General features: G+C 61.5%; 12 protein-coding genes and 1 pseudogene. 6 read left to right on the top strand and 7 right to left on the bottom strand.

Annotation, left to right across the window (positions count from 1 at the left end):
• Positions 1-118 precede the first annotated feature (118 nt).
• The 5 genes from PH547_RS26580 to PH547_RS26560 all read left to right on the top strand — a co-directional run bounded on the left by PH547_RS26580 (position 119) and on the right by PH547_RS26560 (position 5,899).
• Positions 119-1,129, top strand: coding sequence for a sugar ABC transporter substrate-binding protein (locus PH547_RS26580; protein ID WP_285169868.1), 1,011 nt, complete (start codon positions 119-121; stop codon positions 1,127-1,129).
• A gap of 69 nt (positions 1,130-1,198) precedes the next feature.
• Positions 1,199-2,749: a sugar ABC transporter ATP-binding protein gene (locus tag PH547_RS26575; protein ID WP_285169867.1), complete on the top strand. Its 1,551-nt coding sequence runs from the start codon at positions 1,199-1,201 to the stop codon at positions 2,747-2,749.
• Entirely contained in the window at positions 2,739-3,761 is a 1,023-nt protein-coding gene (locus tag PH547_RS26570) for an ABC transporter permease (RefSeq protein WP_285169866.1), read from the top strand. The genes PH547_RS26575 and PH547_RS26570 overlap by 11 nt, the downstream gene beginning before the upstream one ends.
• A gap of 2 nt (positions 3,762-3,763) precedes the next feature.
• Positions 3,764-4,765 (top strand): ABC transporter permease, encoded by a 1,002-nt coding sequence (locus tag PH547_RS26565; protein ID WP_283052659.1) that lies wholly within the window; start codon positions 3,764-3,766, stop codon positions 4,763-4,765.
• Positions 4,766-4,807: 42 nt separating this feature from the next.
• Positions 4,808-5,899, top strand: a complete 1,092-nt coding sequence (locus tag PH547_RS26560) for an LLM class flavin-dependent oxidoreductase (protein ID WP_285169865.1) — start codon at positions 4,808-4,810, stop codon at positions 5,897-5,899.
• Here the strand turns inward: PH547_RS26560 and PH547_RS26555 are convergent.
• Positions 5,867-5,971: pseudogene (locus tag PH547_RS26555) on the bottom strand (gamma-glutamylcyclotransferase); the annotation flags it as partial. The gene PH547_RS26560 and the pseudogene PH547_RS26555 sit on opposite strands and share 33 nt — an antisense overlap.
• A 204-nt stretch (positions 5,972-6,175) precedes the next feature.
• Here PH547_RS26555 and PH547_RS26550 point away from each other — a divergent pair.
• Entirely contained in the window at positions 6,176-8,524 is a 2,349-nt protein-coding gene (locus PH547_RS26550; RefSeq protein ID WP_285169864.1) for a PBP1A family penicillin-binding protein, read from the top strand.
• A 450-nt stretch (positions 8,525-8,974) separates the two neighbouring features.
• On the opposite strand, the gene PH547_RS26545 is transcribed toward PH547_RS26550, so the two are convergent.
• From PH547_RS26545 to PH547_RS26520, 6 genes are all read right to left on the bottom strand, one after another.
• Positions 8,975-9,268, bottom strand: a complete 294-nt coding sequence (locus PH547_RS26545; protein WP_285169863.1) for a type II toxin-antitoxin system RelE/ParE family toxin — start codon at positions 9,266-9,268, stop codon at positions 8,975-8,977.
• Positions 9,268-9,522: a type II toxin-antitoxin system ParD family antitoxin gene (locus PH547_RS26540; protein WP_285169862.1), complete on the bottom strand. Its 255-nt coding sequence runs from the start codon at positions 9,520-9,522 to the stop codon at positions 9,268-9,270. Before PH547_RS26540 ends, PH547_RS26545 begins: the two co-directional genes overlap by 1 nt.
• A 380-nt stretch (positions 9,523-9,902) precedes the next feature.
• Entirely contained in the window at positions 9,903-10,439 is a 537-nt protein-coding gene (locus tag PH547_RS26535; protein ID WP_260304518.1) for an invasion associated locus B family protein, read from the bottom strand.
• 95 nt (positions 10,440-10,534) lie between these two features.
• A complete protein-coding gene (locus PH547_RS26530) occupies positions 10,535-17,899 on the bottom strand; it encodes an MBG domain-containing protein (protein WP_285169861.1) in 7,365 nt (2,454 codons plus the stop codon).
• 10 nt (positions 17,900-17,909) lie between these two features.
• On the bottom strand, positions 17,910-19,721 hold the full coding sequence (locus PH547_RS26525) for a ShlB/FhaC/HecB family hemolysin secretion/activation protein (RefSeq protein WP_285169860.1): 1,812 nt from the start codon (positions 19,719-19,721) through the stop codon (positions 17,910-17,912).
• Positions 19,722-20,024: 303 nt separating this feature from the next.
• Complete coding sequence (locus PH547_RS26520; protein WP_285169859.1) at positions 20,025-21,650, bottom strand: winged helix-turn-helix domain-containing protein; 1,626 nt, start codon at positions 21,648-21,650, stop codon at positions 20,025-20,027.
• Positions 21,651-21,737: the final 87 nt, after the last annotated feature.

The raw sequence follows: 21,737 nt of genomic DNA, 5'->3' as shown, positions 1-21,737 counted from the left end.
GCGTTCGCCGTGGTGATACAGGTTCTTTTCCTCCGTATCCGCTTCTTTTGGAAATTTGTGTCTCCCCATCCCCATTAATACACATAATCTATAGATATTATTATTTGAGGAATTACCCATGGGCATCGAAAAATCTGAAAGCGGTCTCGGAAGACGGGACTTGTTGAAACTGTCTGCCGCGGCTGGCGCCGCCATTGCCGGCGCTGCTCTTGTGGGGCAAAAGCCGGCCTCTGCGGAGGGTGAACTTTCTCTCAAGGGAAAGCGCATCGCCATCAGCGCAACGGGCACCGATCACTTCTTCGATCTTCAGGCCTATAATGCACAGATTGCCGAGGTAAAGCGCCTCGGCGGCGAGCCGATCGCGGTGGATGCCGGGCGTAACGACGGCAAGCTCGTCTCGCAGCTACAGACGCTGATCGCCCAGAAACCGGATGCAATCGTCCAGATTCTCGGCACATTGAGCGTCATCGATCCCTGGCTGAAAAAGGCGCGCGATGCCGGCATTCCCGTGCTGACAGTCGATGTCGGCTCTACCAATTCGCTCAACAACACCACGTCCGACAATTGGGGCATCGGCAAGGATCTTGCCCTGCAGCTTGTCTCGGACATCGGCGGCGAAGGCAATGTTGTCGTCTTCAATGGCTTTTATGGCGTGACGCCTTGCGCGATCCGCTATGACCAATTGGTGAACGTGGTCAAATATTTCCCGAAGGTAAAGATCCTTCAGCCGGAATTGCGCGACGTCATTCCCAACACCGTTCAGGACGCCTTTGCGCAGATCACCGCAATCCTGAACAAGTATCCGGAAAAGGGATCGATAAAAGCAATCTGGTCGGCCTGGGACATTCCGCAGCTTGGGGCCACCCAGGCATTGGCGGCTGCTGGCAGAACCGAGATCCGCACATATGGCGTCGACGGCAGCCCGGAAGTTCTGCAGCTTATCGCCGACAAAAGCTCTCCGGCCGGCGCCGACGTAGCGCAGCAGCCGGCGGAAATCGGCCGCACGGCGATCCGCAACGTCGCAAGACTGCTTGCTGGAGAAAGCTTGCCGCGCGAGACCTATGTCCCGGCCTTACTGGCCAACAAGGACAATGTTTCGGACGTCGTCAAGAAACTCGGCATCGGCTGACGCCACTCAATCGCGATCCGGGCAATTCCCGGATCGCTTACCATTGGTGCGGTGTCGGGAGAAATTGATATGACGGCCATTTCGGTCACGCAGCCGGTCAAGGCGCGAGATGACATCATCAGCTTCGAGGGGATCTTCAAGCACTTCGGCGGGGCGCAGGCACTCGCGGGGGCGTCACTGATCGTCAAGCGCGGAACCATCCACGGTCTTGTCGGCCAGAATGGCGCGGGCAAGTCGACGCTGATCAAATTGCTCGCCGGTCTCCATCATCCCGACGGGGGCACGATCGAGATCGAGGGCGAATATGTCGACAGGTTGACACCCCATCTTGCCGAAGAACTCGGCATCCACTTCATCCATCAGGACCGCCTGCTGGTGCCGACATTCACGGTCGGGGAGACCCTGTTCCTTGGTCGCGAGCCACGGATTGCTGGAACCCCGTTCCTCGATCGCAGGCTGATGCAGCGCCGTGCATCCGAAATCCTCGACGATTATTTCGGGGTTCGGCTTCCGAATGGCGCCTTGATCAGTGAGCTTTCGACTGCCGAAAAGCAGATCGTGCAAATCACCCGCGCGCTTCTGAACCGGCCGAAAGTGCTTGTTTTCGACGAGCCGACAGCGGCGCTCGTTCGCCGTGAGGCGGACATCCTGTTCCGGTTAATCCGCCGTCTTCGGGATGAAGGCGTCACCATCCTCTACATTTCCCATTACCTGAACGAGATCGAGGATCTCTGCGATCATGTCACCGTGCTGCGCAACGGGCTCGATGTGGCTTCCCTGCCGATCAAAAGCACGTCCGCCGCAGCGATTGCTCGGCTGATGGTGGAACGGGACATCAAGGAGATGTTTCCCAAAAGGCAGGTCGCGTTCGGCGATGAAATCGTCAGGGTCGAGCAGCTCAGCGCGCCGGGCAAATACAGCGATATCACCTTTACACTTCGGCGCGGTGAAGTGCTTGGTATCACCGGCCTGCTGGGTTCCGGCGCAAAAGAACTCGTCCGAACGCTCTTCGGCCTGGAGAACCCGGCGTCCGGCAGCATCGAGGTCAGTGGCACGGCGGCGCGTTTTTCCAATCCCACCCATGCTGCAGACCACAATTTCGCGCTTGTGCCGGAAGATCGGCGTCGTCATGGGGTAGCGCTCGACCTCAGCGTGAAGGAAAACATCAGCCTCTCGAGCCTGGAGCGTTTCACCCGCTTCGGTTTCCTCGATCGAAAAAGCGAACAGGATGAAGTCGATAGCTTGATCAAACGACTTGAGGTCAAGACCGGCAGTCGGGATTCTTTGTTGCGGACGCTGTCGGGCGGCAATCAGCAAAAGGTCGCGATCGCCAAATGGCTGAGCCGTCAATCGGAGGTCTATCTTCTCGACGAGCCGACTGTAGGGGTCGATATCGGCTCGAAGGTCGAAATCTACAGGATAATCGGCGAACTCGCCGCCCGCGGCGCCGGCATTATCGTGCTTTCTTCCGATTTGCCTGAGCTCGTCGGCATCACCGATCGAATTCTGGTTCTCTTCCGCGGCCGCATAGTGCGAGAATTTAAATCATCTGACACCAAGGCGGATGAAGTCCTGGCCGAATCCATTGGTTCCTCGGAGGGATTGCGCCATGTCGGCTGATGTAGAGCTCGCGCCGCCCATAAGTTTCGAACCCGCGGAACCGCATCGACGTCAGGTCGGAAGCGTGGCCGCCGCGGCATTGCGATACGGGTCCCTGATCGCCTTTGCGGCCATCCTTGCTGTCTTCTCGCTGACGGCTCCTTATTTCCTCAGCATCGGCAATATCGGCAACGTGCTTGGACAGTCGGCGATCTCAGGCGTGCTTGCTATCGGGCTGACCATCGTGCTGATTGCAGGCGGCTCCAATGTCGTCAAAGGCGGGATAGACCTTTCCCTTGCGGCCAATATGGGTTTGAGCGCCGCCGTCTATGCCAGCCTGACCCAACTTGGCTACGGTGATGCGGTGGCGGTGGCGGCGTCGCTTCTCACTGGCGCGCTGATTGGCACAATCAACGCGCTTGCGGTCGTCGTCGCCGGCATTGTGCCCTTGCTCGCCACACTCGCCGTGATGAACGTGGTCGCCGGCCTCGAATTGGTGCTGACGCAGAATACCGTTCTTCCTGCCTCGACACCGTTCCTCGCGATGCTTGCCGCGTCGGATCCCCTCGGCATCCCCGTTCTCGCCTATTACCTGCTCGGTTTTACGGTGATTACGGCTGCCGTCGTGCAGTACACGCCGCTTGGCTTGCATCTTTATGCCGTCGGTGAATTTCCGGACGCGGCGCGCGCCGCGGGCCTGCCGCTTCGCAGATTGCTGGCGGGAGCGTTCATCGCAAGCGGCATTTCCGGCGGCATAGCGGGCATCCTCTCCGTTTCCTATCTCAGCGGCAGCACGACCGGCTCCGGCGAGATGCTGCTGCCGGTGGTCGTAACGGCTCTGCTTGGCTCGGTCTTTTCGCGCCGGCTGGTGCCGACTGTCACGGGCACGTTGCTCTCCGCTCTGCTGGTCGGATTTCTGGTCAACGGCTTCCAGCTTCTGAATATTTCGAGCACGCTGGTGAGCGGCGTCCAGGGCGTCCTCATTCTCATCGTCGTCTCCGCCACCACGCTACTGCGCAAACAGGAGAGCTGACCATGTCGTTCCAGACCTCCACTCCCGCTGCCGCCAGCTTGCCCCGCGCTATCGCCGGCAGCCTGGTACGCTACGGGCTGATCCTGGCGCTGGTCGCCGTCTTCACAGCATTCTCCATCGCAACGCCCACTTTCCTGACGCTTGCGAACCTGCAGAGTGTGTTGGTCAATAACTTCACGCTTCTCGCCATCGTTTCCATCGCCATGACCTTTGCCGTCTCATTGGGCGGGATTGATCTCTCGGTCGGAACGGCGGCCGATTTCGCGAGCTTCGCCTTCGTGTCCCTCGTGCTTGCGGGCCAATCGGTAGTATTCGCTGCGGCCGCCGGATTGGGTGCGGGCGCGCTGGTCGGCGCCTTCAACGCGCTTCTGATCTCGGGCATCGGCGTATCGCCTTTCCTCGCGACGCTCGGCACGCTGTTCATTGGCCGCAGCATCCAGCAGCTTCTGACCAATGGCGGCAATCCGGTCTATCTGCCGCCAACGGGTGTGCCGGAATCGTTCCGCTACCTTGGCCATGGCACCATTGGCGGCTTCCCAGTGCCGCTGGCGGTTTCCATCGTAATCATTGCCACAGCGGCGATCGTTTTTGCCCGTACGCGCTTCGGCCGCGTGGTCCTGTCGATCGGCGTTCAGCCGAGTGTGGTCCGATATTCCGGCGTCGCCTCGCGTACCCATGTCGCAGTGACCTTCATTCTGGTCGGACTGATAGCCGCCGTTGCCGGATTGATCTTGACGGCGACGGTCACTGTCTACATCCCTTCCTCGGGCAATGCGTTTCTCCTGAATGCGATCGGTGCCACCTTCATCGGCACGACGCTCAGCCCGCTGGGGCGGCCGAACGTAGCTGGAACTGTTCTCGGCGTATTGCTGCTTAGCATCATCGCCAACGGGCTGCTGCTGACTGATCTTAACTTCTACTGGCAGCAGGTGGGAACAGGCACAGTGATCTTCGCCGTCTTGGCCCTAAGCTTCACGAGCCAAAAATCCAGCACTACCGGCTGAGAACTGGCGTCCAAATCTCATAGAGATCAGCAGGCAGACAGCATGAGCAAACCGTCCGAATTTCTTTGGTATATCCCGAACGACGTCAAAGCCGGCCATCGCGGCGATTCCAGCGTCGAGAACCATAACAGCCTGGAGACACTGACCGCCCACGCAAAGGCGCTGGAGGAGCACGGCTGGAAGGGCGCGCTCATCGGCACCGGCTGGGGCAGACCCGACACCTTTACGGTGGCGACCTCGCTTGCCGCGCGCACCACCACCTTCGAGCCACTTATCGCGATCCGCCCCGGCTATTGGCGGCCGGCAAACTTCGCGACCGCTGCCGCCACACTCGACCATCTGTCCGGCGGGCGCGTGCGCGTCAACATCGTGTCGGGCCAGGACGACCTTGCCGCCTATGGCGACAGCGAAGGCGACCAGGCGCATCGTTATGACCGCACCAAGGAGTTCATGCGGCTGGTTCGCAGATTGTGGGCGGAAGAGAATGTTACCTATGCCGGCGAGCACTTCCGGGTCACCGGATCGACGGCGATGCCGCGCATCGAGGTCCGCGGCGAGCGCCGGCATCCCAAGCTCTATTTCGGCGGCGCCTCCGAGGCGGCCGAGCGAGTGTCCGCCACCGAGGCCGATGTCCAGCTTTTCTGGGGCGAACCCCTCGACGGCGTCCGGGAGCGGATCGAGCGGCTGAGGGCGCTGAGCAATGAACTGGGTCGCGACCTGCCGCCGCTGGAGTTCGGGTTGCGGATCACCACGCTGGTTCGCGACACCACGGAACAGGCCTGGGCCGATGCCGAGGCGAAGGTCTCCGAGATGGTAAAGAACAAGGGCGCCGGCTGGAACGATCACCGGCAGGCCGTGGCGGTTGGCCAGAAGCGGCTGCTCGATCTGCACGCGCGCGGCAATGTCCTTGACGACAACCTCTATACCGCGCCGGGCAAGTTCGGTGGCGGCGGCGCCGGCACCACCTGGCTGGTCGGATCGGCCACGGACGTTGCCCGTTCGCTACGCAAGTATCAGGATCTCGGCATCACGCATTTCGTGCTCTCCGACACGCCGTACCTGTCCGAGATCAAACGCCAGGGCAATCAACTGCTTCCGCTACTGCGCGGCATCGAAATCAGGCTTCCAGATTAGCGAGCCGTAGGCGAATATCCAAAGTGCATCGCCTTGCGATTCCTGATTCAGCCGCCTCGCCAGCGCATCTATCCAATCTGCCGTTCCAGAACATCGCGTCCTGCAGATGGGCCACGTCCCCGTTATCGGCTGCCGTCCAAGCACCCGCATCGCGACCGGGGTGATTTCGGCATGCGAAAAAAATAAATGCACGCGAACCGCTTTACGATGGATCATCGAGCAATCCACGTTATAAACTTGGTACCCTCGGGAAGAAGAGCCTACTAGCGGTAACCAATGCAGAGTCCTCCCAGTTCCTCAGCCGAAAACGCCGGCGACTCAAGCGCAGGTGCTAACCACCCCGCAAACTCGGAGTTCGCCGCCAATAAGGCTGAGGCAGAGACATCCCCCTCGGAGCCATCAGAAGGTTCCAGCTCGTCCATCGAAGCTGAGCGCGCGCGACCGCCTGCCGGATCTTTTGGCCGAAGCAGAGAGGCAACGCGAAATTTATTGCGTGGAGTCGGTCACGATTTGCGGACGAGTTCCATTTCGGCGGGGGCCAAGGCCAAGACAGCCGCCCGCTATTTGAAGACGAAACTCAAGGCATCAATCCGACCCGAAACCACATCAACTACACACAGCTTTGGCAAATGGTCCGCAACAGCTTTCGTCAAAGCAGGAGGCGTTATTCGCAGTCTGCTTGCAAAGACGCTGCACTATCGCCGAAGCGCTTCGTTTACTCCCGGCCGTTGGAAAATCACCATAGGACTAGCCTTGCTTGCCTGCCTCATCCTTGCAGGAAGCGTATTGGTGTGGGCACTCAAAGACGTGCCCTGGGGCGAGATCCGGGACGGGACGTTGAAGCCCGTCGTCGTGCTGGAAACCGCTGACGGCGCGCCATTGGTAAGACAGGGACCTTATCAAGGACCATATGCTCGATACGACCAATTTCCGCCGAGGCTGATCGATGCCGTCCTTTCGATTGAGGATCGGCGGTTCATGGATCATTTCGGCATCGACCTCAAAGGGATCGGAAGGGCGCTCCTGCGGAACATCCAAGCCGGCTCGGTGGTAGAGGGCGGCAGCACGATCACCCAGCAGCTCATCAAGCTGCAATATCTTGAGAGCGATCGAACAATAAAACGAAAGATACAGGAGGTCGTCATCGCCCTGTGGCTGGAGTGGAAACTCGGCAAGCAGGAAATCCTGACACGCTATCTCAACAGCGTCTATCTCGGTGCCGGCGCCACCGGCATGCCTGCCGCTGCGCGGATCTACTTCGACAAGGATATCGGTGCACTCAATCTGCCGGAATCGGCGATGCTGGCGGGATTGCTGCGGGCGCCGAGCCAATGGAATCCGATCGACAATTTCGACGGCGCCCGACAACGCACTTCCGTTGTTCTCGACGCGATGGTGGCCAATGGCAAGATCACCGCGCCGGAGGCTGAAGAAGCCAAAGCAAGCTTCGCCAAGCTGCACCCGACAACGCCGACACCGCGCTCCGGAAGCTGGTTTGCAGACTGGATTTCGCCGCAGGCAAGCGAAATCGCCGGCTCCTCGCCGGGCTCGACGACGGTGCGCACCACTTTGGTGCCACAGCTCCAGCAGACCGCCGAAAGGGTGGTCAAAAGAGCACTCGATGGTGAAGGAAAGGAGGTCGGAGCATCGCAGGCCGCATTGGTAGCGATGACGCCGGACGGCGCGGTCGTTGCCATGGTCGGCGGGCGTGACTACAAGGCAAGCCAGTTCAACCGCGCCGTCACCGCGATGCGGCAGCCGGGCTCCACCTTCAAGCTGTTCGTCTATTACGCAGCCCTGAAGGCGGGGCTTACCTTGTCCGACCGCATTCTCGATGCGCCAATCGACATCAATGGCTGGTCGCCGGAAAATTACGGCGGCAACTATCGCGGCTGGGTAACACTTGCCGAAGCCTTCGCCCGATCGCTGAATGCGGCCAGCGTGGCGCTTGCTCAAGAGGTCGGGATCGACAAAGTGATTGCCGCCGCCCGAGAGCTCGGCATCAAAGCGCCGCTTGCCAATACGCCGTCTCTGGCGCTTGGTACATCCGAAGTCAACTTGCTTGAGCTCACCAGCGCTTACGCGTCCGTCCAACTCGGCAAGGCACCGGTTGAGCCCTGGGGCATCATCAATTTTCAGGCGGCGGGGCAGGCGACTGCGTTTCGAGTTGGCTCGCAAACAAGGCCGAACGTCGATCTTTCGACCTACCAGTCCGATCTCCTCGGGCTTCTGCAGTTGGTGGTCGAGCGCGGCACCGGACGTGGAGCGGATCCCGGCACGTTTGCGGCCGGCAAGACCGGCACCAGCCAGAACAATCGCGATGCCTGGTTCGTCGGCTTCACGGAACCGCTCGTCGCCGGCGTATGGGTGGGCAATGATGACGATACGCCAATGAATGGCGTCACAGGCGGTGCCTTGCCAGCGCATATTTGGCGGGACTTTATGCGGGAGGCGATGGCCGAACCTGCGCCGAATGGAGCTCGGTCGCCAGAAGCAGTGATCGATGGCCAAGGCGCACCGCAGTCCTGCAACGTCACCGCCTGCTCACGCAGCTACCGCTCCTTCCGACCGTCCGACTGCACCTACCAGCCCTATGCCGGCGGGCGTCGACTATGCGAAAAATGATCGCTTCAGCTCATGTCGCTTGGCATTTAAGGGGGTTTCCTCAATTTGTGTGGTGATGAGTATTGTTGAGGCAACATGCATGCTCGGAGGAGCTCCGCGCCTGCTCTGCGAACAGCACTCTGAATCGCGACGGGGCGCCGGCGTTTCGAAACCGCAGTCGCGTCCCCGAATGTCGCTGCAGACGACATTTTCGCGCCGCTTGAAGCCAGCTCGATTTATGATCTGACGGGCGAGCGGAGGGAAAGACAGTTCGCATCGTCAAATACGCTGGTCGCGACAAATCCCGCTCCGACTTCGAGCAGAAGGGCAAGAAGGGATACGCCGCTCTTGATGGGATTCGAGCTGTAGGCCCCGCAACAGAAGTGTAAGGGATATCAGATGATGTGACATGCGCTACAGCCGCGCCTCAATGCCTCTCACACAACCATGCTTGTTTATCCATTGTGAGTCCTAGACAGGATCGCCGGCCCAGTCTTCATGTCCATGGCGTATTCGGATCACGAAAATTACTCCGTTTTCCTCGATCCGGTAGACAATAAGATGGGCCTTGAACGGATGAACTCTAACGGGTGGCGAAATCTCTTCCCGCTCACGTGCCATTCGCGGGTTGGCGGCAATGAGGTCAAGCACAGCGAACAGATCGTCATGATATCGCCTCGCCTGTGTGGGTCCGAACATGCTTACACCTTGTTCGGCGATCGCAATGATGTCCTCTTCCGCCTCAACTGAAAGGCTAAAATGCATTATCTGCTGCCGCGCATAGTGTCCACGCGCGCGACTGCCGTAGCAAAGAGTTCGTCCTTCGACCGGTTACCAACACCGCTCTTGAGGCCGTCATCAACAAAACGTTGCATGGCGGCAATCTTATCACTGCGAACTTGATCCCTGCGAATCAAGTCGCGTACATAGTCACTAGCATTGGAATATCGCCCGGTCTTTGCTTGCGCCTCGACCCAATCTTTCATTGAGTCGGGAAGAGATACGTTCATCGTAGCCATTCGAGCCTCCATAATGCGAGTAGGCTAGCTGAATTTGGCAAAGTTTGTCAAACCGATCCCTCGTAGTTCGGCTAGTTTCATTCCCGATAGACCACCTCCCATCGCCATATGAAGACGCTCTCGGTGGTGTAGAACGCCAATCGCTATATGACTCGCCTTGATGGGCTTCGAACCAAGGACTACACTTTCCGTTGCTTCCAATCAGCACTCAAGTAGCTGAAACACAACGAAAGCTTAATCGATCCCTGCCGGCCCGGCGCCCCCACGCCGAGGTCCGTGGCAATGTCCCAGAGGCTATGGCCGGCACGGGTAACGGACCTCTTGTGCCTCTGGGTTTCCGTACGCTTGGAAAGTCGTTTCCCGCCGGAGAGCGGGAGGTTTTACTTGGTGAGGTCCGCGATGCGATTGAGTGCGCCGGCAAGGCCCTTCAGGGAGACGGCCAGCGCCAGCGGTTGGGCCGGGCTGGCGGCGGAGACGGTGACGTTGAGGGCCTTGCCGGCCCTGAGCTTTGCAATCGTGTCTGCCTCGAAGGTCAGCGGTACGAGGCAGCCTTGCGGCAGGCAGGTCGAGAACGGCAGAATATTGCCGAGCGCGGCATCGTCGATCTTCAACTGAGCGCCCTGGGGCAGCGCCAGCCCGAGCGGCAGCACCAGTGTGCCCCGGAACTTGCCGTCGGGGGCCTTGCCGATCTCGACCGCCAGGACGGTCTGCTTGGTCTGGTTGTTGGTTTGGACCTGTCTGACGAGGCAGGACGGAGCATTGGCCTGCATCTGGCACACGACGCCCCAATCATCGTAGGTCTCGACGAGCGAGCTGGCCCCGCCCGGGAGGGGCGCTGCAATCGCGGTACCGGCGACGAGAACGAGCGCCGCCGTCAGGCACGAACGTTTCAGCAAAAGAAAACGGAATGAAGTCATTCTAACAAGCCCTATGGTTTAGAGGCAAATCGCCTTTGAGCACGGTTTGGGGCCGCCAATGGTCCGGGATCGGCGGCCTGCGAAGGTCGGCAGGGTTAATGTCTTGTCCCCGCCGGAACCGAGATACAGCTACTATTGTCAAGGCAGATGACCGTTCCGTCCAAGCGCGGGTCAGCGAACAGAACGTGGCTGCCATCGGCAGTTTCGGTGTTGTCGGATTGCGCCGGGGGGAGCGGTGCGAAGCGGCCCACATCGAAGGCCATCGTGACGGAACTCGCCGTCGTGCCGGGTTCAGGGTTGGCTGCCTGCTCCACTGTCAACACACCGGGAAGGAAGGTCATACTGTAGTTGGCGGACGCGGCCAACATCCCTTGGGTGATCGCATAGGCGCCCGGCGCACTGAGGCTCGTCGCCAAGGTAGCGAGTCTTCCTGAAAGCCTGTCGCCGTTGACCAGGCTCGCACCCCCGACCGTGTAGGTGAGCGCCGGATTGGCGAGGCCATAGCGGCGGCTGAGAGAATCGGCGGCGACCGTGATGGCGCGTTGGTTGACGGTGAGGTCTGCGCCCGTGTAGCTGATGGCGTAGTTGGCGTTTGCCAGCGACCCTTGCGTGATCGCGTAGGCGCCGACATTGGCATATTGCCCCGCCATGGTCGAAAGCGATCCGGAGAGCGTGTCGTTGTTGACGAGGCCCGTCGCCGTGTAGCTCAGCGTCGGGTTTGCATCGCCGTAGGTCTTCGACTGCGCATCCGCCGTCACCGTCAGCGCCCGTTGGTTGACGCTCAAGTTGGCGCCGGCATAGGTCAGGGCGTAGTTGCTGGAAGCCGCGAGCGTCCCCTGGGCGATCGCATAAGCACCCACATTCGAATACTGCCCCGCTGAAGTCGACAACGATCCCGAGAGCGTGTCGTTGTTGACAAGGCCTGTCGCCGTATAGGTCAGCGCCGGGTTGGCATCGCCGTAGGTCTTCGACACCGCATCTGCCGTCACCGTCAGCGCACGCGCATTCACGGTGAGGTTGGCACCTGTATAGCTGATGGCGTAGTTGGCATTGACCAGCGATCCTTGTGTGATCGCATAGGCGCCGACATTGGAATATTGCCCTGCAGTGGTCGAAAGCGATCCGGAGAGCGCGTCGTTGTTGACAAGGCCCGTCGCCGAATAGGTCAGCGTCGGACTAGTGTCACCATAGGCTTTCGACAGCGCATCGGCCGTCACCGTCAGCGCACGCGGGGTGATCGTCAGATTGGCGGCATTATAGGTAATCGCGTAATTGGCATTGCCGAGGCTACCGATGGTGATCCCGTAGCTGCCCACATTCGAATACTGCCCTGCCGAGGTCGAAAGCGACCCGGCGAGCGTGTCGTTATTGACGAGGCCCGCCCCACCGACGGTATAGGTCAGCGCCGGATTGGCATCGCCATAGGTCCTGGAAATGCCATCCGCCGTGACCGTGATCGCGCGCTGGTTAACGCTGAGGCTACCGTTGACAAAGTTGAAGCCATAGCCGCTCGACGCGAGCGAGCCCTGCGCGGCGATGATATCAAAGGTCCCGACGCTCGCTGACGATGCCACGCCGGCCGAGGTAACGCTGGCCGATCCCGAGACGACATCTGAAAGTGTATCGCCAAGATAGGCCCCGGTTACGCCCGCATCCAGGCCGGTGATCGTGGCATTCGGCAGCGTCGCGACGTCGCCATACGTCTTGCTTGAATCGACAGCTGCCACGGTCAAGGTCGGGTGATAGTCAAAGACGTAGCGATTACCTGTCGCCGACACCGCGTCACCAGCCGCTGTATTCCAAACGGCCGTGTTGCCGCTGTCAAGCCCATCGAACGTGTCGCCAGTCGGGTTGGCGGAATAGATCAGCCAGCGGCCGGATGTGGCTGCGACCGCACTTGATCCGGCATTGTTGATGAAGGCACCACCGGCCACGAGCGTAGGGGAGCTGCCGGAAATCGCGGCGCCAGATGCGATCGTCAGGTCGCCCGCCGTCGCGATCTTGATCTGATCGCCGGTCACACCTGTGACGAGGCAGTTGCAGGCATCACTGACGTTCGCCGCAACCGTCAAAGAGCTGGCGTCGTAGATGTCGATAGCTCCGCCGGATGCGGCGAATTGGCTGAACTGATTGCCGCTGTTCGTGAGCGTGAACGTGTTGCCTGCCCCCTGCAGCATCAACGTATTGGCGGAAATGGCGGCGGTTTGAGTGACATTCCCGGGGCTCGACAGGTTGACCGTGCCGCTGACCGAAAGTGCCGTATCGACGGCGAAATCGTTCACCGCAAAGATGGAGCGATTGGCGAATGCGAGGCCAGATGCCGTCGTGCCGGCAGTCGCGTTGGCATAGGCTGCGTCAAGCGCCGACAGCGTACCGAGGGCGGTCGTGTCACGTCGCCAGCCGCCCGAAACATCGACATTGTTGACGGTACCAAGCGCCGTGCGGAACGTTGCCCCATCGGCCGCACCCGTTATCGCGTTAGCGGTCGTATAGGCCAGCACGTCGGTGCCGTTGGTCGTATCGATCGTGCCATTGGCGACGATTGCATAGTAATAGCCGTTCGCCCCCGTCGTTACTGTCTGCACCGCGCCATTTCCGACGCGCACATTGACGAGGCCCGCACCGCCCGCCCCCGAGGCGAGCGCGGTCGTGCCGCTGTTCTGGTAGGCGATGCCGGAGATAGCCTGGACGCCGTTGGCATAGAACGGGGTGAGATATGCGTAAAGGCCGGGCGAGACGGTGAATGACGAGCCAAGCCCGGTGCTCGAGGAACCATCCTGCAATTGCGCCGTCGTGAGGCCGGTCACATTGCCCGATACCCCAGCGGAATCGTTTGCGATACCCGTGGTCGTCCCGCTCGTTTGTGTGTCCCAATAGGTATTGGCTATCGAGCCGCCATAGGCATATCCGACAAGGCCGCCGGCGGTGCCGCCGCTGACCGCGCCGGTCGAATAGGCATTGCGCAGCGTCCCATATAAGAACCCGATGAGTCCGCCGACGCTATTGCCGCCAATGACGGCGCCCGTGGCGTAGACGTTGGTGATCGTGACTCCATGAGAGGACGAGTCGGTCCCACCGATAAGGCCGCCGGCGCTGTTGCCCGTGTCGACAACAGTGCCCGTCGCGTAAGCTTTATAGACGGCACCGCCGTTCACAAATCCGGCGAGGCCGCCCACATTTGCGGTCCCGCTGACAGCGGCGGAGGAATAGGCGCTGTTGATCGCGCCCCCGTTCAGATAACCGACGAGACCGCCGGCGTTGCTGCCGCCACTCACCCAGCCGGTGACATAGGCGTTGTTGATGGTGTTGCCGGACTGGTATCCGACAAGGCCGCCGACGTAACGTCCAAAGGGATTCGTATTGGCGACCGAGACGTTGACCAATCCGATGTCCTGAATGAGGCCGCTGCTGTAACCGAATAGCCCTGCGCCGTCAGCACTCTTGGAGATCGTCAGATTGTTGATCGTATGGCCAAGGCCCTCGAACGCGCCGGTGAAATAGTTGAGGTTGTTTGGACCAATCAGCGCATCTGTATATGTGGCGCCCGACGCATCGAGACTGTTGGCGAGTGCATATTGCCCGGCCAGACCGACCGAGGTGATGTTGGCCACATCCGCCATCGAGTAGAGAAGCGAATAGACCGCGCCATTGACGGTGAGCGAGCCGCCCTGGTTCGATGTGGCGAGTGTGCCATCGGCGTTCAGATAGGTGAGGTTCCCGGTGAAGCCGGAGCCGGTCAGACCGAACGAGAGATTGCTGGCCGACGAGCTGTCGTAGGCAAGCGCGACGGAGCCCGCGCCCTTGACCGTGATCGGAGCATTGATCGTGAGCGCGCCGCCTGAGAGCAGGCGGAGACTGCTACCTGCCGTCAGCGTGAGCGGGCTGGCGACCGTCAATGGCGATCCGCTCGCTGTCGACACGGTCAGCCCGCCTACCGTCACTGCCTGATCGATCGTGAAACTGGCGCCAAGCGCGTTGATCAGAAGGTTGGACGTACCGTTGATGGCGGCGGTGGCGCCTGCATCATTACCGCTTGCGGCTAAGGCGGCGTCTTTCGTGATGCCAGCGGTTGAATAAAGCGTCGAAACCGTCGAGCCCGACAGCGTGTTGCCGAGGAGATTGAACCCGGTTTGAGCGGGCTGGTTGGATGCGGTGGCGAAGGCCGCAGAGTTGGTCGCGCCGGTTCCGGGGTTGGCAGTCGTATAGGCGATGAGCGCATTGCCGGGCGCAAAGGTACCCGCAGCACCAAAGATGTAATAGTACCCATTGGCGCCTGTTGAGGCCGACCCAAAGCGACTGCCGTTGGCAAGACCGGTCACGGTGACCGCGCCGTTCAGGCCGGAGGCGGCGGGTGTCACCTGGTTGTCGATATAGGCGGTGCCAGAGATCGCCTGAATTCCGTTCTGGAAGATACTGGTGAGATAGGGATACAGGCCATTCGTGCCGCCGGCGAAGGCGGAGCCGAGGTTGAGGCCCGCCGTCTGGAGACCCGACGTAGCAAGCCCGCTTACATTCCCTTGCTGGCCGGCGCCATCATTGCCGATGCCGTTGCCGGCGATGCCACTCGTCGACGTGTCCCAATAGGCGTTGCTGACCGAGATCGTGCCACCGTTCTGCGGATAGGTCCAGCCGATCAACCCGCCCGCATAGGTCTGAAAATATTGGGTCGGTGCCGTGACCGAGCCCGTCGCATAGGCATTGCTGATGCTTGCGGTCCCGCCGTAGGTCTGAAGCATTCCGACAAGGCCGCCGGCCTGGCCGTATGCCACGCTGGACACTGCACCGGTCGCGTAGGCATTGGTGATTGAAGCGTTAGCGGACGTGAACGCGTAATTTTGTCCGACCAGGCCGCCCGCCGCGCTGCCGCCGTAGACCGCACCGGTCGCGAACGCGTTGTCGATCAGTGCGGAGGCGTCGGTCGAAGCGCTGTTCACTCCGACCAGGCCACCGGCTGCTATTAGTCCCGCCGTCGAGCCGACGGTTCCGGTCGCGTAAGACGAGGCAATGGAAGCTGTCATGTTTATGTAGGCGAAGTTCTGACCCACCAGGCCGCCGAGCGTGGCGTTCGCGTCACCGGTGACGGTCCCGGTCGCGTAGGAACCGGTGATCGCAGCGGTATCGGAGTTGGCATAATTATAGCCCGCGAGGCCACCGGCGGAACCGAGGCTTCCCGTCGTCACCCTGCCTGTCGCGTAGGAGCCAGTGATCGTGGCGGAACCCGCTTTGGCATAGTTCTGTCCGACGAGACCGCCGGCGAGGCCCTGCGATCCCACCGCCACCGTGCCCGTCGCGTAGGAATTGGCGATCGTAACCGGAGCGCCATTGCTCGATGTCGCGCCGACAAGGCCGCCGACGTTGGCGCTCGTTCCACCGCTCACATTGGTCGAGGCAAACGAATTGACGACCGAGGCTTGCGTACCATTGCTGACCGTCGTCAGAAGACCGACCAGCGCGCCATCCGTCGCCACGGGATTAGGGTATTGGGGCGCGGTGCCTACACCGCTGACGGTACCGCCTACAAGGCCGATATTGCGGATCGTGCCGCCCGTGACCGTGCCGAACAGGCCGACGGCTGCATTATTGGTCGTGCTGTTGATTGTCAGGTTAGAGATCGTATGGCCGAGGCCATCGAAGCTGCCGCTGAAAGTTGGGATCAGCGCATCGGTATAGGGCATTGCCGCAAGATCAAGATTACTGGCGAGGGCGAAACGGCCCGAGTTTGCCGTGTTGATGTTCAGCAGATCCGCGGCTGAATAAACGAGCGTCTGCTGCGCGCCATCGAGAAAGAGCGCTTGCGAGCCCGGCGTGCCGGTGAAGTCGATGCGACCGGCAAAGCCCGTCGCGGTCAGTCCGAAGTCGACCGTGCCGCCCGAACCCCCTCCGACATTGGTGTTCAACATAAGCGCGCCAGTGCCGCCGACTGTGACGGTCGCATCGATGTTGATTGAGTGAGCGGCATTGAGCTGGAGGAGATTGGCGCTCCAGGCCAGCGGTGCTGCGATGGTGATGTTGCCGACCTGCGAGCCGGCAGAGCCCGCTCCGCCGGTCGATACCGTAACATTCGCCGTCTGAAGCGCATTGGTCAGTGTGTTGACATTGATGACACTGTCATTGCCGCTAGCCGTGAAGCCAGAGGAATTGCTGTCCGTCGCCGTCGAGATCGTCACGTTGTACGGATCGAGCAGCAGGTCGCCGAAGGAACCGTTGGCGGCGGAAAGATCGGTAAAGCCGGTATAGGAGAGTTTGGCTTTGCCCGAGACTTCCGCATCGCCGCCATTGCCGGAGAGCGAACCGCCGCGGGCGGTGATGGTGCCGGCGAAGCTGGTGAGATTATCCGACCACAAGACGACATTGCCGCCATTGCCGGTCGTAATCGCATCGGCATTGATGGTGGTGTTGGCGTCGACGGTCAGCGTGTCGGCGTGCTTCAAAGTGCCGCCGCCCTGGCGCTCGCCGCCGATATAGACGGTGCCGCCGCCGGTCTTGCCGGAAGCATTCACCTTGGCGGAAGCGAACTTGACCGACCGGCCCGTGACGGTGACCTTGCCGCCCGTGCCGGCGGCACTGCTGGCATCGAGCGCACCGGAGACAGCCACCTCGCCGTCGCCGCCGGTGAGCGTGATGTCGCCGCTCGTGCCGGAAACACCCTTGGCTTCGATCGTGCCGGACATATTGACCGCCTGGCGCGCCATATCCCTGGCGGCGGCGGCCGAAAGCTGCACCGTACCGCCATTGGCGGAGATCTTGCCAGTGTTGGAGACGAGCGCTTTCGTCCCCGCGGCCGCTGTCGGGATCGCCACCTGCAGGAAGCCGTCACCGGCCAGATCAAGCGTCGCCTGCTCGCCCGAGCCAAGCGCCGCCTTGCCCATCGGCACAGTGATCACGCCGGAGTTCTCAACCGAGCCGCCGATCAAGGCGAGATAGCCGCCACGATTGATGGTGATCGTGCCCGCATTGGCCACGGAACTGGATGCGCCGTTGCCGGTAAACGTCCGCTTGCCGGCCATGAAGTCGTCGTCGGAGATACCGAGCGTTGAGGCGACGAATGCGCCGGTATTGACGGTCCCCGTTGGCGTGATGGCAATGCCGTTGGGGTTGACCAGATAAACCTGCCCGTTGGCGGTGAGGCTGCCGGCGATGGTCGTCGTGGTCGAGCCGGTGACGCGGTTGAGGATGGCCGAGGAAGCATTCGGCTGGACGAAGGTGACGCCGTTGCCCTGGCCGATATTGAAGTTCTGCCAGTTGACGACGGCATTGGCACTCGTCTGGTTGATCGTCAGCGTGCCGTTTGATGGCGTGCCGATCGTCGCACTGCCCGCCGCGACGCTTCCGCCCGTCGGCAGGGACTGGGTGAAGGCCGGATTGGCCCCGACCAGTGCCGTGGAGGTAAGAAGGGCGATGAGCCTGGTCCTCGTGCGGACGGGACGGACGATGGAGCGGCGGTCTTTGACGTGCAGCATGGCGATGGTCCTAGAACTGGAACGCTGCCGAGAGCGTGAAGCGATTGTCGTTCGAACCATCACCGAAGCGCTCGGTGCGGCCGTATTCGAGGCTGAGGGTCGTGGAATTGAAGCTCGCCTGCTCGGCGGCGCCGACACGCAGGCCCGCCCCATAGGACGCCCCTTGCGTCCAGGCTGTTTCCAGCGCGGTGGGGTCGTGCAGGAGCACACCGCCATAGGCGCCGAACAGATAGGGTGAGACGAGGAAGGCGCCGCTTGACGCCCCGTCGGCCGGCAAGCCTGTGCCCTGCTGTGCCGGGAAAGCGGGAAGCGCGAACGGCAGGCTGAACGGCATCGTGAACGGAAACTGCGCCTCGGCCCGGACGACGAAGCCGTCATCGCCCTGCATCAGGCCGGACGGGAACGTCGAAAGGCCGGTGGTCGAGGCAAGCCCGATCTGCTCGGAATTGAGCAGCGGTTGGCCAAAGGAGGTCTGCGCCGTGGCGCCCAGATCGAAGGTCAGGTGTTCGGCGACCGGCTGGCGATAGCCAAGCGTGAGTTCGAGCTTCTGGAAATCGTCGTCGGCACCCTGCCGCGACAGCGGCGTATCGCTGGCGGCAGCGTCCGCAGCGCTGCGCGCGCCCAGGCCATTGATGCCGAAGGAGCCGGTCAGCCCGGCCGAGAACAGCGAATCACCGAATACATACCAAGAAATGTCCGCCCCGGTCCGCAGGATGCGCAGCCGGTCCTTCGACAGAGCGACGCCGCCAAGATTGATGGCGCTCAGCTCCTCGTCCTGCGCGTCGAATGCGCCGGTCAGGTTGAGCGTCAGGTTGCGCGACCGGATCAGCGGGTAGTTGAGCCTGGCGGAATAGCGGGTGAAGTCCGACTGGAAGGCATTGCTGCCGGCCTCGGCTTCCGGCGCGGTGCGCGAGGCCGTCGCCTCCAGATTGAGGCTCAGTCCGTCATTGCCGAGCGGCAAGGTGACGCCGCCGGCCAGCATGCGGTTGCGCGGCGCTCCTGAGAAGAAGCCGGTGTCGCCATCGAAGCGCGGTGCGCCGGAGGCGCGCAGATAGATGAGTTCCCCGAAACCGAACACCGAATTGAAGTCGATGCCCATGCCCGTATTGTATTTGCCGAGCTGGTCCGACTGCCGGTTGTCCGTGTTGAGGGAAAAGAGCACCGGCTTGTAACGGGCCTCGATCGTCAGCACACTGCCGCCAGCCGTCGTCCCCCTGGAAAGGGTAGAGCGCAGCACGGCGCCCGGCAGGTCGCCGGCCAGCAGCACGCGTCGTTCGATCTCGGCATTGGTGATGCTTCTCTTACCTACCAGGGGCGCCAGCAGCTTTGCGACGCGTTCACGGATGTTGTCCGGCAGATGCGAAGTGTCGATCCTTTCCAGGAAGCCGTCGATGACGGCGATGCGCAAGGTCGCGCCGTTCACCAGGCGTTGCGCCGGCAGGAGCACGCGCACCAACGGATAACCTTTTGCGGCATAGGCTGTCTGCAAACGGGTCGTGGCGGCGAAGAGATCGGCAGCGGTGACCGTCTTGCCGGCAAGTTCCGCCTTTAGCTTCACCGCGTCTTCCGCCAGCGCCGGCAGACCGCCCTCGATGACGACACTCCCGATATGAACGTTGAGCTTTTCCGCACCGGCGGGCGCGGTCTGCCCCGCGCCTTCGGGAATCACGATACCGCGCGCTTGCTTCTGCAATTGTGGTTCGAACGTCTGCGGCGTCACCTGCGAGGCGGTCTGCGCCAGAACCGGTCCCACCGAAAACAGCATGATCGCCGCTCCGGCGAGCAGCGCGGCCCGCCGCGCATCGTCATATCTCGAAATCAAATTTAGCCCCGACCTACCTGTTTCCCCCGCATGCTTTATCCGCCCGTGAAGCGGCTACTTTGCCTGCAATCGCGAGAACTGGCCGTTCGAGGGAACCTCTTCCGCGCAAGAGCTAGAAAAATTCTCCGCGATTGTCTGCGTCCATTTTTGACTGCCCGTGAACAGGCATCCGCGATTCACTACGCGTCAGGGGGTGCTTGAACCGACTGCTGCCGAACAACGTCGGAACCTATGCGATCACGCACGGGTCGCTTGCAGAGCGTTGCCGCCGTAGCGGCTTGAGTGCCAAGTGGTATTTGGCGTCTATCGAGGGTCGCCGGTCGGCAGGCCGATTTCGACGAGCGTTCGCAGAATGGCCTGGGTGGCGTTGAGGTAGGTGTCGCTCGCGTTGTGACTCGACAAGGGGAGAGTGCGGACGGTGAAGTCGGGACGTAGCGCCATGCCTTTCAGCAACGCTTCCCATGCCTCCTTCTTGCGGCCAAGGCGCCGGTAGGCAGTCGCCAGCAGCATGTAGGAGCGGCCGGAGCCAGGAGTGATAGCAATCGAGCGTTCCAGCAATCCGATTGCTTCTGCGTTGCGATCGAGCAGCAGGTTCGCCCAGCCAGCCCCGAGCAGCCAGGTCCAGCGGGAGACCGCCGGCGTATCGAAGCGGTCGGCCTCGGTGAATGTCCGTAGCCCATCCTCGAAGCGGCCGAGTTGGACCTCTGCGAGACCGATCTGATAGAGCGCCGCGCCGTCCCAGGGATTGAGCGTCAGCTCGCGCGCGCAGGCGACAAGACTTTCGGCGAACTGGTTGGTCGCCGTCAGGAAGCGGCAGTATGCGCCCAGCACGGGTATGGATTGCGGTCGCGACCGTAAAGCATCTTCCAGCAAGGCGCGGGCATCGGTTTCGGCGGCGGCGCTTTCGGCGGCGCTATACCAGCCCATTTGCACAGCGCGCAGATGCAGGCCGACAAGCGCCACTCGCAGGTCGACGTTTTCAGGATCGGCGGCGCGATACTTCTCAAGAATCTCCCGTGCCGTTGCGAAACGCTCGCGCGTCGTCTGGTTGATCGACGCGACGGCCTGCTGGATCGCGATATCCGCGCCTGTCCTATGCGTACTGTCCGGTTGAGCAAGATTGTTCATCCGGACGGCCAGCGCATAGCCGACGCCCGCCGCAAGGCGGGACTGGAGACGTTGTGGATCTGTTTCCCCCGCGTTCACCGATATCTCGGCGACTGTTTGGATCTCACCGCTGACGACATTGATAAGGCGCGCCTGAATGGTCCAGGATTGTGCAGTTTTGCTGAGATCAGCTTGCACCCTGTAGGTGGCACGCGTGTTCGATCCCTCGTTTACGACGAGATCGATGCCTTCGATCTTGGAAAGGCCGCCGATCAGCTCGGCGGTTATGTTGCGGGAGAGCGCGACACCCTCGGGACTACCGGCGGCATCTGTAATCGGTAGTACTTCCAGCACAGGCCGGGATGGTTGGAAAAGAAGGGAACGGCTGAAGAGAATGAGGAGCGCTACAACTAGAACGCCGAGGCTGGCGAGCATCGCGGCGCGAAGTCTCCGGCGTGGCCTTGTGCTCGGCTGGTTTCCCGCTTGCCGGAGCTGCGGCGCCGCCTTCTCGTGCCCCTGTCCGTTGGTGACCTCGAGGGCGAAGAGATAGCCTCGGCCGGAGACCAGCTTGATCATCTGCCGCTCGCTATCACCGAGCGCGGTGCGGATTTCGCGGATGCACTGGAAAAGGCTGTCCTCGCCGACATGGATGCCGGGCCAGACGGCCTCCATCAAGTCCTGCTTGCCGAGCACGCGATGGCTGTTGGCAACGAACAGTTTCAGCAGTTCGAAGGCTTTTGGGCGCAGCCGGGTCACGGACCCGTCGGGCGCGCGCAATTCGGCACGGTCCGGATCCAGAACGAAGCCCGAAAATAAGAACAAGTGCCCCCCACGCCCTTTCGCAACACGGCGCACCATAATGAGCACGCGGCGGACCCGTCAACCGGTAGGGTCCGCATGCGGGGACGG

The sequence above is a fragment of the Rhizobium cerradonense genome, assembly GCF_030182455.1.
Classification (GTDB): domain Bacteria; phylum Pseudomonadota; class Alphaproteobacteria; order Rhizobiales; family Rhizobiaceae; genus Rhizobium.
This window is presented reverse-complemented; position numbering and strand designations above follow the sequence as displayed.